The sequence below is a fragment of the Myroides oncorhynchi genome (assembly GCF_020905415.1).
Classification (GTDB): Bacteria; Bacteroidota; Bacteroidia; order Flavobacteriales; family Flavobacteriaceae; genus Flavobacterium; species Flavobacterium oncorhynchi_A.
Genome location: NZ_JAJJMP010000001.1, coordinates 3,190,789 through 3,206,973, shown reverse-complemented (window position 1 = coordinate 3,206,973; position 16,185 = coordinate 3,190,789). Strand labels below are relative to the sequence as shown.

Below are 16,185 nucleotides of genomic sequence, written 5' to 3'. Positions count from 1 at the left end.
ATTTAGGAAATAATGCAAAGGCTTTTGTATACTTTTGTCCTGTGAGTTTATAAGAAGATATTCCTTCTTAAAAAACTTTAGTTCTTGTGATAAAGATTTGATAAATACATAGATGTATCTTCAGAGTATAACACATAGAACCAATATCACTCCTCTTTGTTTAGACAAACAAACGGAGATTCGCGATATGAACTATCATAGAACTATGTTCTATTTAAGTTATAATGTTGTTTCCTATTATAAAGCTCTATTGTTGTTGATAGAGCTTTTTTTTGTCTTAAAGTCATCTTAACTTTCTAGTTTACTTTGATCCAGTAAAATAGCTAATTAAAAGCATATCAATTCTATTGCTTAAACAACGAAAGTTAGTAAATCAAATATTAGTCTATTTAATTTATAGCAAAATATACGGATGTATTAAAAAGGTTTGGTTTTTAACACCTACCTTTGCAAAGCAATGAATATCAGTTTTATTGGGATTTTTCAGACCATTCTTCTAGGTCAATATTTAAAAATAATCATATCATTTGTTAGTAGGCTAGAATAGGAATCTTCTTTAAAAAGTCAAGATACCCCGTCTCTATAACTAGTTGAACTTACTTTGTGATAAAATAAGTTTCGTAAAAATGATATATCGTTGCTCCTAAGATCATCAATAAGAAAGACGTTGACATAATAATATTAATGATACGAGATACTCCCTTACCAAAAAGCTCTCGGATTATATACACTGTCGTTCTTCTAGAAGGGTGTCTGTGCTCATATACCCACTCCTTATCTTTAAAGCTACTGTAGTTCCAATAAATAGCAATCGATAAGAACAGTATATAAACAGCCCATGTGTTCTCTTTAAAAAATAAGGCTATTCTATCAGCTATATCCCCCCCAATCTCCCGAATCTGTACGAATACATCAGCTTCAGAATCTAAATTAACCTGATATTCAGGCAAATAAAAATAGTTTAAATATACTGCGCCAATCAGCGTTCCCATAAATAAAAACAGCACAAGTGATCGGATATACCCTACTGCTTTTGAGGTAGTTAAATGTAGATTATCTTTCATCCACATCACTAACTTGACATGCTCACCACCTCTTCTATACAGCCATGGGTTCTTATAAAAAACAAAACAAAGAAGGCTAACTAAAACAAACAGTATAACTACAATCATAATTCACAAGAAGTTAAAACCACTTCTTCCATTTAAAATAGCTAATCATCACAAAAACAAGCGTGACCATCACCCCTATCGTATAAAAATAACCGTTCTCTGTTTTTAATTCAGGCATATTCTCAAAGTTCATTCCGTATACTCCTACAATAAAAGTTAACGGGATAAAGATAACAGACACGATAGTTAGCACTTTCATAATCTCATTCATACGATTGCTCTGTGAAGAGAAAAAATAGTTAGTTGCACTATCTAATTTATTTAGATTATAGTCGATCTGATCTAACATTTCGAAACTCTTATATTGTAGTCGATCAAAGAATCCGATACTACTCTTACTAATCACACAGTCCACATTCTTCTTATCATGTTGTGTTTTTAGATTGTATAGCACTTCTCTTAATGGGATAATTGCACGCTTCACCTCTTGAAGTTGTTGTGTGTACTCTTCTATTCGAATTAAGACATCTTTGTGATACTTTGTTCTAGCTTCTACTAATACATGTTCTACATTATCTTCTATAAAATCCAATGCTGTAAAGTAGCTTTCCATAAGCGAATCTAGTAACCCATATAATAAATACCCAGAATCTTTCTTTCTTGTTTGACCAGTTTTAGTGCGAATTCTCTCTCTAATTAGATTAAAGAACGAGCCTCTTTTCTCTTGGAAAGACAGTAGCACATTATCTTGTAATATAAAACTAATTTGTTCTACATCGAGTGTAGTTTCCTCATTACTATAAGGTAAAATAGCCTTAACACTAAAGAACAACGTATTTTCTAACTCTTCTACCCTAGTTCTCCTAGAAAAGTTAAGTATCTCTGCCATAATGTAAGATTCTATACTAAAGAAATTACCAACTTCTTTTAATAACTCAATATCGTGCAAACCATGTAAGTTAAACCACTTTATAGCGCTAGGCGAAGCAGTCTCCATTATTTGCTCTATCTCTTTCAAGCTTAAATCATTATACTCTTCAAAAGTATTTTCATTATAGATAAATAGCTGCATTGAAATAGGAACATCAGGAAAAGAACCTGAATATTCAAGAGAATTGGGCTGAAGTTTTCTAGTTTTCTTATATTTAACTCGTCTCACATTTTGTAAATTTGCTTAAAGGTAAAATATTTTAGACTTTTATTCTATTTTAAAACTAAAAAAACAACATCAACAGTCATGAAAACACTACTTATAAATATTAAAGAAATACTTCAAGTTAGAGAAGAATCTATAGATAAACTAGAGGGAGCAGCAATGGGGATACTTCCTAAGCTAGATAATGCTTATCTATTAATAAAAGATGATATCATCCTAGACTATGGAGTAATGGATGAATGCCCTAGTACAGATAATATAGATCTAGTGATAGATGCCACTGGTAAGACTGTCTTACCTACATGGGCTGATAGCCATACTCACCTAGTCTATGCAGGTAACCGAGAACTAGAATTCGTAGATCGAATCAACGGGCTTAGCTATGAAGAGATTTTTAATAGAGGGGGTGGAATATTAAACTCTGCTAAGAAATTACAAGAGACTACAGAAGAAGAACTATACAAACAATCTTGCAAAAGATTAGAAGAAGTTATCAGTCAAGGAACTGGAGCTGTAGAAATTAAGTCAGGATACGGACTAACACTAGAAGCCGAGCTAAAGATGCTCAGAGTAATCAAGAGGCTAAAAGACAACTATCCTATCGCAATCAAAGCTACATTCTTAGGGGCTCACGCCTTCCCTACTGAATACAAAGATAATCATCAGGGCTACATAGATCTTATCGTAAACGAGATGATACCTGCTATCGCTAAAGAGAACTTGGCAGAGTATGTAGATGCTTTCTTAGAGACTGGATATTTCTCTTGTGAAGAGACAGAACGCATTATACAAGCGGGACAGGCTTATGGCTTAATCGCTAAAGTACACGTTAACCAATTCACTGCTATCGGTGGTATAGAGACTTGTGTTAAGAATGGCGCCTTATCAGTAGATCACTTGGAAATCGTAACGGATGAAGATATCGAAATATTAAAAGGAAGTAAGACGATGCCTGTAGCTCTACCTACATGTTCTTTCTTTATTTCTATCCCTTATACTCCTGCTCGTAAGATGATAGATGCGGGACTACCACTAGCTTTAGCTTCTGATTCTAATCCGGGGACTACTCCTTCAGGTAATATGAACTTCGTAGTAGCGACAGCGTGTATTAAAATGAAAATGACTCCTGAAGAGGCTATTAATGCTGCTACAATCAATGGCGCGTATGCTATGGGAGTACAAAAAGAGTATGGAAGTATAACTAAAGGCAAAAAAGCAAGTATAATTATAACAAAACCATTACATTCGTTCTATGAACTACCTTACGCATTCGGTACTAATAATATCGATCAGGTAATTCTAAATGGAAAAGTACAAAATATATAAGACTATCATTAAAGCGACAACATAAGTAAAACAGCACAATACTCTACTGATTATGACTAAACAAAAACTCAAACTATTCAAAAAAAGTGACCTTGCTTCACTAACTAAATTTAGAAGTGGTGAAATCAAGTTTGGAGAGCGAGTACATATATTAGAATCTGATGACAACTGGCAGAATGAACTAACTACTTTAGACGCGCGTTATGTCGTAGTAGGTATTCCTGAAGATATTGGCGTTAAAGCTAACCTAGGCCGCACTGGAGCTTCGTCTGCATGGCAGTCTTTTTTAAATAGCTTTTTAAATATTCAACATAACCGCTTTTGCAAAGGAAGTTGGGTTACCCTATTAGGGCATCTTGACTTTAGTGAAGAACAAGAAGAAGCAAATAAGCTAGATCCAAACAATAGAGAGGATCGCAAAAGATTATTTGAACTTGTCTCTCTTATAGATAAGGAAGTATCACATACGATAGCAAATATCGTTAAGGCAGGTAAAATTCCTATTATAATCGGCGGTGGACATAACAACTCTTATGGCAATATCAAAGGAGTTGCTCTAGCAAAGGGCAAACCTATTAACGTAGTTAACTTTGATGCACATACAGACTTCAGACCACTAGAGGGACGTCATAGTGGAAATGGATTCTCTTACGCTTTTGAAGAAGGGTTCTTAAAGAACTACTTTATCTTCGGGCTACATGAAAACTATACTTCTAAGACAGTCTTTAGTGAAATAAAGTTAAATGCAGATCGAGTAAAGTATAATACATACGAGCAGATACGCATCCGAAAAGAGAAGTCTTTTGATACGGAATTAATTACTGCTCAAAAACACATAGACAACAATACGTACGGAATCGAAATAGATCTAGACGCAGTGCCATTAGTAGCAAGTAGCGCAATAACTCCTACAGGGTTCTCAGCAGAAAGATTGAGACAGTTTATTCACTACTTTGCCAAATCTAGATATGCAGGATATATCCACATTTGTGAAGGTGCGCCTTCTCTAGATGCAGAACAGAATACAGCATTAGTAGGTAAACTAATTGCGTACTTAGTAACCGATTTTATGAAATCAAATACAGAAAGAATTTAGCCTTGAATATATTACTTGTGGAAGACGATTCGCGTATTAGCGACTTTATCGTCAAGGGTTTAGAAGAGAACGGAATGCAAGTAGAACTTGCTTCAACTGGAGAAGAAGCCAGAGAATTAGTCTTAAATAATGATTGGGACCTTATTCTTATGGATATTATGCTACCTGGTATAGATGGTATACAGTTGACTAAAATGATCCGTTTTAAGAAGAACTATACTCCTATCTTAATGTTAAGTGCGCTTAGTGAAACATCGGATAAAATATCTGCACTAGACAGTGGTGCAGATGATTATCTGACTAAACCTTTTCACTTTAGTGAACTACTATCTCGTATTAATGCACTGACAAGACGAACTAAGTTTAATTACGAAAAGAAAGAACAAGTATATATCTGTCGCAACCTGAAAGTAGACCCTGAGAAACACTTGGTCACTCAGAATGATAAACAGATAGATCTCTCTCCACGTGAATATAAACTACTCTTATTCTTACTGGAGAATAAAGACCGCGTAGTCTCTCGTATGCAGATACTAGAGCGTGTATGGGGTATTCAGTTTGACACTAATACAAATGTGGTAGACGTCTATATCTCTTATCTGAGAAATAAGATTAATGAATCAGATGGTAAACTAATCCACACCATTAAAGGAACGGGTTATATGCTACAAGAATAACTTATGAATTTACGAACTCGTCTTACCACCTATAGCACGATTGCCTTTGGTATTGTATTTTTGGTTGCTTCTTTATTGATTTTCTTTGCCTACTTCTCGAAGACGCAAGACTCGATTAATAGATCACTTAAAAACACTACCCTGCTATCAGCTATCTATTACTTAGAACAAGACGAGTTGTCTCAAAGTGAACACTCTGTAATCAAAGAAGAATTTAGAGCTGCTATACAGTCTAAGAACGTCGCTGTCTATAACGATAATGGCGAACTAGCTTATGGCGCTTTGACAGAAGATCCCATCTTAACGAGAGAAGAATTAAATAAGGTACGAACGCTTAAGAGTTACCATTTTAAGAATAAAGAGCACTTCTATTACGGAATATATTACCCCGATAATCAAGGAGATTTTGTAGTCTTTACGAGAGAATCTACAGTTGATTTTACAGGGCAAATGAGAACCTTAATTCTTATCCTATCTGCAGTATTAATCGGAGGTTTATTAGCGATATACTTCCTGAGTAGATACATCTCTAACATCGCTTACAAGCCAATTAAAAACATCGTAAAACAGGTCAATCAAGTCAATTATTCTAACCTAGAACAGGGTATAGAGGTACCTAAATCAAATGATGAACTAGAAGAGCTTATCTCTACCTATAACAACCTCTTAACTCGCTTATCTGAGACATTCCTAATACAGAAAAACTTTATTAATTATGTCTCTCATGAGTTTAAAACACCGCTGACTGCTATCAGCGGGAACCTTGAAGTTTTTGCACAGAAAGAACGCACTCCTGAGGAGTATCAGCAGGTAGCACATGACGCTTTAGAGAACGTCTATAAAATAGAAAATATTCTAAGTAATCTATTGCTCTTATCAGGGTTAAAGAACGCGGAGAAAGACCACGGGTTGATTAGAATAGATGAACTAATTTGGAATATCTATGAAGCACTTCAAGAGAAGCTAATCGAGTTTAAAACCACGATACAAATAGATATACAAGTAGAGGATTTCTCTAAACTAGAATTTAGAGCAAATGAGACACTTATTCACTTGGCACTCTATAATATCATTGAGAACGCTGTAAAGTACTCTAATAATAACCCTATCGCTATTACTTTAACTGTCAGAGATAATCGACTACAGGTAATCGTCGCTGATAACGGAAAGGGCATCGCAGAGGACGAACTTGCGTTTATTAAGCAGACATTCTACCGAGGTAAGAATGTAGGTACGATTAAAGGCAGTGGTATAGGGCTATCCCTAGCTACGATTATCTTCGAACAACATCATATCGACTTTGATATCTCTTCTAATTTACAGTTGGGAACGGTTATTACTTTGAGTTTTTAACTCAAGAATATTCATTCTTAATCAGGGTGTTAATAACCCTACTATAAATATAAAAAAGAGTTGAAGTAAAGGCAATCAATAACCTTCATTTCAACTCTTCTTTTATATTACTTCCTTCCGAATTGTTCTATATAAAAATCTAGTAACGTGATTGCAGTCATCGCTTCCACAATAGGCACTGCACGAGGTAATACACAGGCGTCGTGTCTTCCCTTTCCTTGTACAGTTACTACTTCGTGTGCTGTATTAATAGACTGTTGATCTTTCATTAAAGTGGCTGTTGGTTTAAAGGCAACTCTAAAGTAAATATCCATACCGTTGCTAATACCCCCTACTATACCCCCTGCATTATTTGTTGTAGTACTGCCATCAGGTAAGATAGAGTCATTATGCTCGCTCCCTCTCATCTTCGTTCCTTCAAATCCTCTACCAAACTCTACTCCTTTTACAGCATTAATCCCTAGCATAGCTTTTGCCAAATCAGCATCTAAACGATCAAATACAGGTTCTCCTAACCCTACAGGCACGTTCTGTACCACACAGATAATAGTCCCTCCTATAGAATCACCATCTTTCTTTATGTCTTTAATTAGCTCCTCCATTTGCACTGCCTTTACAGGATCAGCACAGCGTACAGGGTTCAACTCTATTTGATTAAAATCTAGCTCTTGGTAAGGCTTATCTACTGTGATATCTCCTACAGAAGCTACATAAGCCGTTATATTCAAGTCTTTCAATACTTGTTTTGCGATAGCACCTGCCACTACTCTACTTGCCGTTTCACGAGCAGAGCTACGTCCTCCACCTCTGTGATCACGGTGACCGTACTTCTCATCATATACATAATCCGCATGGCTAGGGCGATAAATATCTTTAATATGGTCGTAATCCTTAGACTTCGAATTTGTATTTTCTATCATAAAGCCTATCGGAGTACCTGTTGTCTTCCCTTCAAATATCCCTGAAAGAAACTTTACTTCATCAGCTTCTTTGCGCTGTGTTACTATCTTAGACTGCCCAGGTTTACGTCTATCTAGTTCCTGTTGGATAGCCTCTAAATCTAACGTTACACCTGCTGGACAGCCGTCTATAATACCACCTATCGCTACACCGTGTGACTCACCGAATGTAGTTACTCTAAACCTATTGCCATAAGTATTACCTGCCATATTATTGTATTTTATACAAGTTTACCACTTTTCTATTTTATCCATGCCTTTATTTAGGTGTTTTTTATCTTAAAATCACAATTCCTTCAGTTAAACAAACCATTATAAACTATATTGCCATCCAATCTTATTAATTAATATCTTTGTTTTACTTAATAAGAATTTATGATAAAACTAGAACCATTTACTACTAATGACATTCCTGTTATGCTTAATTGGAATTTCTCTGATGATGAATTAGTCCAATTCGGAGGAACTGCATTCACTCATCCTTTAACAGAGCAACAAATAGTATCTTTCTTAAATACAGATAACTCAATGTTCTTTAAAGCGATAGACACAGAGAATAATGTCGTCATCGGTGTAGGTGAAATAGTACTCATGGATGATAACATAGCTAAATTAGCACGTATCGTGATAGGCGATAGAGAGAGTCGTGGTAAAGGTTACGGTCAACGCATGATGATATCTTTTGTACGATATGCTCATAAAGAACTATTGAGAGAGAATATAATACTAAACGTATTCGATTGGAATGAAGGAGCAATTAAATGCTATGAGAAGATTGGCTTCACCTTTGCAGATGTTCCCCCTCGTAGTTTCGATTTACCCAATGGCAAACTATGGTTTACCAAACAAATGAATTTTACAGGTTTTAAAAAGTATTAATTTTTAAAAGCCGATTGCTCACGTAATCGGCTTTTTTGTTTGTTTTTCTCTGTCACAAATAGGCAATAACCGCTTTCAAATGTTAAATATTTAGATGTAACAGACACTTCCTAATCCTTGCAAATTACTTCTATTTACAACCTTTCCTACTTATACCATACCCTTCTTAAAACGTGGTATTGCTGACTTTAGCACACTATCCTTATTTTAACTATAATGCAATAGAATTAAAGAATTTTATTGCTATGTATAATTTTTACATCAATACGAATAAAAGAATTAAAAAAAACTTGTTTGTTTTTATTAAAAAATTATATAAATTTCCAAAACAAAACCTAACTAATCAAACGACTTAATTATGACACTTGAATTATTTGAAGAACTCACCGATGTGTTTGGAGAGTTCATAGAGAAATTCGCAAAACTTAACATTAGTGCTAACAAGCATTCTTTAGCTTGGCAAAGATTTCATTACAACTATTTTGATTCTATGACCACCACGTTATTCGAATCGTTAATGCATATCAACTATGCTACAATTAAAGAGCATCAGCAAAATATACAATATGCTCAATCTTTCTCTTTGATCTTAGATGACAACTTTAATCAGATAAGAGAAGTTAACTTCGAGAAGATTACTCCTGACGTTAAAGAACAAATAAAGAAGGTACTATCTAGCGACTTACCTAACTTGTTCAAAAATCTAAGTAGCGATCAATACCATTATATCAAATTCAACTGCTTAAACAGACAGAATAGATTATGTGGACTAGGAGGAACATTTTTTAAAGATTCTAAACGAGGAGAGATAGTACTTAATTTGTTTTATCTAAATCTTAGCAATGAACACATTGATTCTTTATTAGATATAGACTTTTACATGAAAGATAAGGCTAAATATGTAACCTTATATAAAGAGTTAGCAGCTAATAGAGTTAATAACAAAGAGAGTTTAGTTCTTGCTTTATCAGCAAAAGGATTAACACATGAGAGCTTTAATAATGACTTCGTATATTTCTTTGGGGAAGAATATTTATCTTTCCACGAAAAGAGAAAATATATACAAAGTTTAGAAATGGTATTCTTTACAAAAAACTCATTTAAGGAGATAGCTGATACTTGTGGGTATCAATCTTCAGACTTTTTAATTAAGCAGTATCAGACATTCGAGAGCAATGGGCATGCACCTATTATTCGCTATTCAAATGTTATACACACATAATTGTTTTTTAAATTTAGTAATAAAAAAGGTTGGCTCTTAATGAACCAACCTTTTTTTATAATCTAAAGATAGAATTACAATGTAATAGCACTAAATTGCCTTTGTTTTCTCTTTTAACCACGCTGCTTCTACAGGTGATAATTTAGATTCTAACGATTCATATACCCATTGGTTATAGTTATTTAACCAGTCAATATGTACTTGCTCTAATAGAGATTTATCTACTAAATCAGTTGCAATATAACAGATTGTAATGGTCTCAAAGTCCATAAAGTCTCCGAACTGATTAGAGCTAATATCTCTAGATACCACCAAGTTTTCAATACGGATACCGTGCTTACCTTCTCTATATAGACCCGGCTCGATAGAACTCACCATACCTGTCTCAATAGCGATATCTACTGCTGCTCCATTAAAAGTATGTGGTCCTTCATGCACATTAAGAAAGAATCCTACCCCATGTCCTGTACCATGTCCATAGTTACGCATAGACGCCCAGATAGGGCGACGAGTGATAGCATCTATCTGATATCCTCTAGTTCCTTTAGTGAAGATCGCCATTGACCCTTCTATTGTACCTTTTAGCACATAAGTATAGTCTTCTTTTTCTTCTTGAGTTAGTTGACCTAAAGAGATTACACGAGTGATATCTGTAGTACCAGTCTCATACTGTCCTCCCGAATCTACTAATAATAATCCTTTTGCTTCTAATATGTAATTGCTATCTAACTCTGCTTTGTAATGAGGTAATGCTCCATGGTCTTTATACCCTGCAATAGTGTCAAAGCTGATATCTTTAAACCCTGGTTGAGCTGCACGCAAATCTCTTAAGTGATCTGCTATACTCATCTCTGATAACTGTCCTGAAGCAACATTCTCTTCAATCCATTTGAAGAACTTCGTTAAAGCTACACCATCGTTCACCATTGCCTGTCTCTCGTGGTTAAGCTCTACTTCATTCTTAACAGCTTTAAGCATCGTAGACGGATTCATATCTTCTAATATTTTTACATTAGTAGGTACTGAGTCATACGTAGCAAAACAAGTGCGCTTAGGATCTAACAAAATTGTCTCACTTGCGCTTAATGATTTAAGGTAATTTCTTACCTCTTCATAAGGCTTGATAAGAATACCATAACCTTGTAACTCTTCAGCTGTTCCTTTATCTAACTTTTTAGAGTCAATAAACAAGATTGATTTATCTTGACTAATAAAAACAAATCCAAGTGTAACAGGGTTGCACTTCACATCTGTTCCTCTTATATTTAATACCCAAGCAAGATCATCTAATGAAGAGATCAAATGCGATGTGGCTCTTTTTTCTTTTAATACTTTGCGTACAGCTGCTATTTTATCAGGAGTAGATTGTCCCGTAATAGATATTGGAAGCGTATAAGCAAGCTCTGTAGGTAGTCCAGGTCTATCTTTCCAAATCAAATCTAACAAATCTACATGTCCATCTATCTTAATATTAAGAGGCTCTAAGATTGTTTTTACCGAATTAGCTACAGCTAGTGACGCTAAGTTACCGTCAAATGCTACTGTACTCCCAGCAGATAATTTATCTCCTAACCAATTAACATACTCCGGTGCATGTTGTACTTTTAACCTTACTAGCTCAAAACCTGATCCTTTTAACTGTCCAGGCCCTTGTACGAAATAACGAGAATCTGTCCATAATCCAGCGAAGTCTTGTGTAATAACTAATGTTCCTGCAGAACCTCTAAAACCAGATGTCCAAGATATACACTTGTAATAATCTGGTAAGTATTCACTAATATGAGGATCTGACGAAGGAATAATATATCCATCTATACCCTTGCTCTTCATTAAAGAACGTATCTCTGATAGTTTTTCTAAATATGTCATTTTTGCTAATAAATTTTTCAAGCTAAAGATACAAAATGGCACTTACTACCAAAAGATAAATCTGTTAAAATAGCAAGCTCCTTTCTTTCCTCTTATTTACTATAAAAGAATGCCTTAACGCTAATCACAAATAGATATTTACAATCCCTTAGTATCCTAAACGAATAAAGCCTGCTAAATAGCAGGCTTTATTACCTTAAATGTTATCAGCAGATTTAAGGTACTATTCTAATATGTACAGTGCCTTTACAGAGGTATTAAGTACTATAATCTTTTTGTTTAATAGCTGTTCATAAGAGAAATCCTTTAAGTGTACATCTCTTCTAAATAATTCTGGATTATTCGCTAATGCCACGATAAAATCAAAGAAGATTGTATCAGGAGTGATACTCTTATCTAATACCACTCTAGCACGCGTATCTTTCTTATCTGATTTTCTCTTGTAATCAAAGATATATTGATTCGGTTTTTTCCATTCTCTCTTACCGAAAGTTTCAAAGTAGATGTCCGAGATACTCTTTCCTTTCTCTGTCTTCGTTGTTATACGCTTTTTATCAAAACCTACATTAATCATAGAAGCAGTATTCAGTGGTAATGGTACTAGTTTATCTCCTTCTTTTCTAAAAGATTGTTCATACACAGTCGTTATCCCTTTTGCTTTCTCGATGAAGACATAAGACAGTACATTGTCCTTGTCTAGTATTTTCCACATCATTCTCTCCTTATTCTCATCTAAAGAACTGTATAAAGTAGCAGCAGTAGATAATCCATCTATATTCACTTGACTCACTGTCAGATCACCATTCCACGATGTCCATTTGCCATCTACATAATCTTGTTTATATGGAAGCAACTCTCCTTCTTCTAGATTGTCAAACTGATCCCTTAGCCCATCATTTTTTTCTATTTCACTACTCGCATACATATAGAAGTGATAGTCACTATTGGTTGTATATCTAGTCACAGGTTTAAAATCTGTGTAATGCACCACTGCTAAATCCTCTGCTCCATTATCTTCTACCACTACCCCATTCTCTAACTCTCCTTTGATATACTTAGACACAAGTACTATACTATCTTTTTTACTATCTAAACTAATAAATGGCTTAAATCCTTCGTCAGTACTAGCTATATATTTTAGGCGGTTATTTAGCGGTGTATGTATGGCAGGCATTGCACTTCTCTTTTCTACAATATCTAGAGAATCATTAAGAACATATGTATCTAAAACATAAGTGACATCCCTTAGTTTCAATGTGTCTTTTGTAGAAAGATCACGTAATGCAATAGAATCTTGAGCGTAGATAACTCCGCCGATTCCTAACATCAATACAACAATACTCTTTTTCATAATAGCATTTTAATTATAATCACATTACAATAATACTATATAGTAAGGCGTGACTATCAAATTTACACATTTCAATTGATTATTTACCTATTTTTCGTTTCCAACATGCATAAAACAAGCTATATTATCTAACCATTCTAACACTTTGTTTATCATTAACTACTACATTCCAACAACTTATAGTAATACAACCAAGGATATAAAGGAGGGAAATTAAAAATAACAGTTACTTAAAAAAAAGTTTACAGCTATAAATCAACAACTTACAAGCGTATATTATTTTAAATCCGGAAACAACACTTAAAAGAGCATCAATTATACAAAACAAAGTGAAGTCAGTGTCTCAAGCAAGCTATAAAAGAGGTTTTAAAAACTCCTCAATATGATAAAAGCTAGTATCTATTGTAAATGGAAATTACTAATTTATGGTATTACTCTTTTCGGTATGTTTTAAAGCATTTATCCCAAAATAAAGTATAAAAACCGTAGTTGCTATGGGGATCTTGGTGGTGAATATTGTGAAATACCGTTAGACACAGAACATCGCGGCTGATGCGCTCAAATAAAGTTCCCTTAAAGATATCCTTATCGATATGTCCTATTGTACCCCATAATAAATTAACAATTAGGTATAATACAATAGCAATCACATCAAATGGAAATAGATATAACAACACCACTATCAAAAGACCAAAACCAATAGCTTCGATCGGATGTAGAACAAATAGACTAATTGCATTCACACTACTGTGTTCATGATGTCTTATGTGTGCTAAAGAATAAAAAAAAGGGATATGTGCTAAGCGATGAAATACATACATCAGGAAGTCCATACCTATAATTAATCCAATAGTTTGTAGGATGATAATCAATATCGTATTATCCTCACTGACATTAATGATCTCATTCTTATAAAGCCATATACCTAACAAAAACACAAGGGCATTACACACAATAGTAAACAGAGACAAACGAATATCTCTACTTGTGATAGCCTGCTGCTCTTCTTGTATATAAGTACTACACGTGTACTTTTGTAGTAGGAGATATAAACCTATAGAAAGCCCATAGAGAAAGAGGTTTAGCAATAAGCTAAAGGCAATCAATTCACTAATAGATAATGTGATAATTCTTTCTAACATATTTATATTCTCAAAGCATTTGGTGTAGACAGCACCCTCTATTCTAGTTTAATTAACGTCTATACTCTTTAACTCTACGTTCTGTGCTTGTCTTCTTAGTAAATCTAAGGCAAAGGTCAGCTCTGGATCTTGCTCATTGATTAAACTTTTATAAAATGCCTTTTCATCTACACTATAATCAGGTAGCACTCCTCGACACCCCTGTTTAGTACTAATCAAATTATTAAAGAATACTTCTGAACGAGGCAAATCTACCACTGTCTGTGTATTAGGTAATTTATAGTTAATAAACCAAGAAGCCGTTGTGAAGTTACTACATGTACGAGTCTCTTGACCAATAATAGCTCCTCTGTTATTCTCCTTAAATAGAGAAGCAAAGTATGCCGCAGCTGACACCGTATTATTATCTATTAATAACATTGTATTTCCTTCAAAGAAATAACGATCACGAGGATAATTCTCCACATAAGACTCATCTAGGCGATTATTACCATAGTAATACTCATCCCCCTCTACCGTACTCTTGTCATAACGTTGGAACATAAAGTTATTCATGTTTTTGATGTCCATATCAGAATACTGTCTACCACTAGCATCGATTAAGTTCTCACGCACATTAATTTCCACTACTTTAGTAGCATAGCGATAGCTATTCTTAAATACTTTGTCCTTAGATATAAAGGAGTAAAATAAAGGAATATTGCTCAGAAAACCTCCTCCATTGCCTCTGATATCGATGATTAAGTTCTTTACTCCATCAGCATTTAGCTTTTCAAAGAAAGTACTCAACTTCTGATAGGCAAACTCTTCTGAGAAAGCAAATGTCTTAATTGTTAAATAATAAGTCTCATCTGTAATCTTGCGTCCATAAATCCCATAAGAATAACTAATAACATCTACAGGTAATATTGCCTTCTGCACATTATAGTAATTACGAGAATAGTCAACAGACTTCATTACTACTTCCTTGTGCTCTGGAGCATTCAATGTATCTTGATAAGCAATCTTAAACTCCTCTACACCTGGGTTCATAAGTGATACATAGAATGAGAAATCCTTCGCATCATTGGCAACTATCTGCCCATCTGTAGTCACATTTATTTTATCTAAATAGGCTTTAGATTTAATATCATTAACAGCTGTAATAACACTACCAGCAGGTAGAACAGGGTTATGTTGATTCACAAATACCTTACCATCATACACAATTGTATTCACTGGAAAGAATGTAGACTCTTTAGTAAAATCCTCAAATATCGTACTATCTGTACTTAGAGAAGAATGAGCATCGTGAATTAGCGGAATAGGATTAGACAACAAAAAGTTCCCATAAGAAGGATTCTTCTCAAGGTTACTTCTAATCTCAGCCACCTTCTTGTCAAATTCTTTCGCAGTAATACTACGGAATGGATTAGGGTGTTGGTTTTTTATAATATTTATAAGAATATCAAAATCATGTAAATAATCTTCTTTCGTTAGTTCTGAGTACTTCTTCTGTCCTATAACAACGGAGCTACTCAATAGTAAGGCAATTAATAATAAACCTCTTTTAATCATTCCTTTTCTCGATTTAATTATTTTAAAAATAAAGAATCTTTAGCATTAAAAAACATAAAACTAAAACATATTCTCTAATGAAACCTTATTTTTCAGTCTACAAAGATAAAACATAGCTCTCATCTTCACAACCATTCACTAGTATGTATATTATAACACATAAAAAGATATTTTATTATTTTGAAAGCGTTAAACTTGCAAAATAATTACCTACACTATTGACAAGGCGAAATTCAAATCTTTTTATACTCCTTTATCTTCAGTTTATTAACTGTGGTTCTGCAGATAATAACACGCTCTAGTACAGCTAAAAACATCAGTAAAAACAGACCTACTCACAGGATGTAAATACTGAAATTTTACAAACTAACAGGAAAAAAAACAAACATTGGACAATTATAACACTTAATAAACAACTTCCCGAGAACTATACCCTTACTTTTTCTTCCAAAATACAAGAGAGTAGGATTCTCCAGCAATGGTCAA

The 16,185-nt window shown here is 34.2% G+C and carries 13 protein-coding genes; 6 read left to right on the top strand and 7 right to left on the bottom strand.

Annotated features, from left to right (window positions below; translation table 11 throughout):
* Window positions 1-596 precede the first annotated feature (596 nt).
* Both LNQ81_RS13855 and corA read right to left on the bottom strand, forming a co-directional pair.
* The gene (locus tag LNQ81_RS13855; RefSeq protein WP_229947716.1) at window positions 597-1,172 is read right to left on the bottom strand and encodes a hypothetical protein; all 576 of its coding nucleotides are present in this window, start codon (window positions 1,170-1,172) and stop codon (window positions 597-599) included.
* Window positions 1,173-1,185: 13 nt separating this feature from the next.
* On the bottom strand, window positions 1,186-2,271 hold the full coding sequence (gene corA / locus LNQ81_RS13850) for a magnesium/cobalt transporter CorA (RefSeq protein ID WP_229947714.1): 1,086 nt from the start codon (window positions 2,269-2,271) through the stop codon (window positions 1,186-1,188).
* Window positions 2,272-2,349: 78 nt separating this feature from the next.
* Here corA and hutI point away from each other — a divergent pair, with 78 nt between their 5' ends.
* Genes hutI through LNQ81_RS13830 form a run of 4 tightly spaced genes read left to right on the top strand, consistent with a single transcriptional unit; the run spans window position 2,350 to window position 6,720 of the window.
* Complete coding sequence (gene hutI / locus LNQ81_RS13845; protein WP_229947712.1) at window positions 2,350-3,594, top strand: imidazolonepropionase; 1,245 nt, start codon at window positions 2,350-2,352, stop codon at window positions 3,592-3,594.
* Between the two features lie 52 nt (window positions 3,595-3,646).
* The gene (locus LNQ81_RS13840; RefSeq protein WP_229947710.1) at window positions 3,647-4,690 is read left to right on the top strand and encodes a formimidoylglutamase; all 1,044 of its coding nucleotides are present in this window, start codon (window positions 3,647-3,649) and stop codon (window positions 4,688-4,690) included.
* Between the two features lie 2 nt (window positions 4,691-4,692).
* Window positions 4,693-5,367 carry a response regulator transcription factor gene (locus LNQ81_RS13835; protein WP_229947708.1) on the top strand — a complete coding sequence of 225 codons (675 nt, stop codon included), beginning with the start codon at window positions 4,693-4,695 and terminating at the stop codon, window positions 5,365-5,367.
* Window positions 5,368-5,370: 3 nt separating this feature from the next.
* Window positions 5,371-6,720 carry a HAMP domain-containing sensor histidine kinase gene (locus LNQ81_RS13830; RefSeq protein ID WP_229947706.1) on the top strand — a complete coding sequence of 450 codons (1,350 nt, stop codon included), beginning with the start codon at window positions 5,371-5,373 and terminating at the stop codon, window positions 6,718-6,720.
* Between the two features lie 107 nt (window positions 6,721-6,827).
* Here LNQ81_RS13830 and aroC read toward each other — a convergent pair whose 3' ends face one another.
* Window positions 6,828-7,889, bottom strand: coding sequence for a chorismate synthase (aroC, locus tag LNQ81_RS13825; protein ID WP_229947704.1), 1,062 nt, complete (start codon window positions 7,887-7,889; stop codon window positions 6,828-6,830).
* 165 nt (window positions 7,890-8,054) lie between these two features.
* Here aroC and LNQ81_RS13820 point away from each other — a divergent pair, with 165 nt between their 5' ends.
* Both LNQ81_RS13820 and LNQ81_RS13815 read left to right on the top strand, forming a co-directional pair.
* Window positions 8,055-8,558 carry a GNAT family N-acetyltransferase gene (locus LNQ81_RS13820; protein ID WP_229947702.1) on the top strand — a complete coding sequence of 168 codons (504 nt, stop codon included), beginning with the start codon at window positions 8,055-8,057 and terminating at the stop codon, window positions 8,556-8,558.
* Between the two features lie 358 nt (window positions 8,559-8,916).
* Complete coding sequence (locus tag LNQ81_RS13815; protein ID WP_229947700.1) at window positions 8,917-9,780, top strand: hypothetical protein; 864 nt, start codon at window positions 8,917-8,919, stop codon at window positions 9,778-9,780.
* A 90-nt stretch (window positions 9,781-9,870) separates the two neighbouring features.
* Here LNQ81_RS13815 and LNQ81_RS13810 read toward each other — a convergent pair whose 3' ends face one another.
* From LNQ81_RS13810 to LNQ81_RS13795, 4 genes are all read right to left on the bottom strand, one after another.
* Entirely contained in the window at window positions 9,871-11,649 is a 1,779-nt protein-coding gene (locus LNQ81_RS13810) for an aminopeptidase P family protein (RefSeq protein WP_229947698.1), read from the bottom strand.
* A 223-nt stretch (window positions 11,650-11,872) separates the two neighbouring features.
* Complete coding sequence (locus tag LNQ81_RS13805; RefSeq protein ID WP_229947696.1) at window positions 11,873-13,000, bottom strand: hypothetical protein; 1,128 nt, start codon at window positions 12,998-13,000, stop codon at window positions 11,873-11,875.
* Window positions 13,001-13,431: 431 nt separating this feature from the next.
* On the bottom strand, window positions 13,432-14,142 hold the full coding sequence (locus tag LNQ81_RS13800) for a sterol desaturase family protein (protein ID WP_229947695.1): 711 nt from the start codon (window positions 14,140-14,142) through the stop codon (window positions 13,432-13,434).
* 48 nt (window positions 14,143-14,190) lie between these two features.
* Window positions 14,191-15,699 carry a S41 family peptidase gene (locus tag LNQ81_RS13795; RefSeq protein WP_229947693.1) on the bottom strand — a complete coding sequence of 503 codons (1,509 nt, stop codon included), beginning with the start codon at window positions 15,697-15,699 and terminating at the stop codon, window positions 14,191-14,193.
* Window positions 15,700-16,185 lie beyond the last annotated feature (486 nt).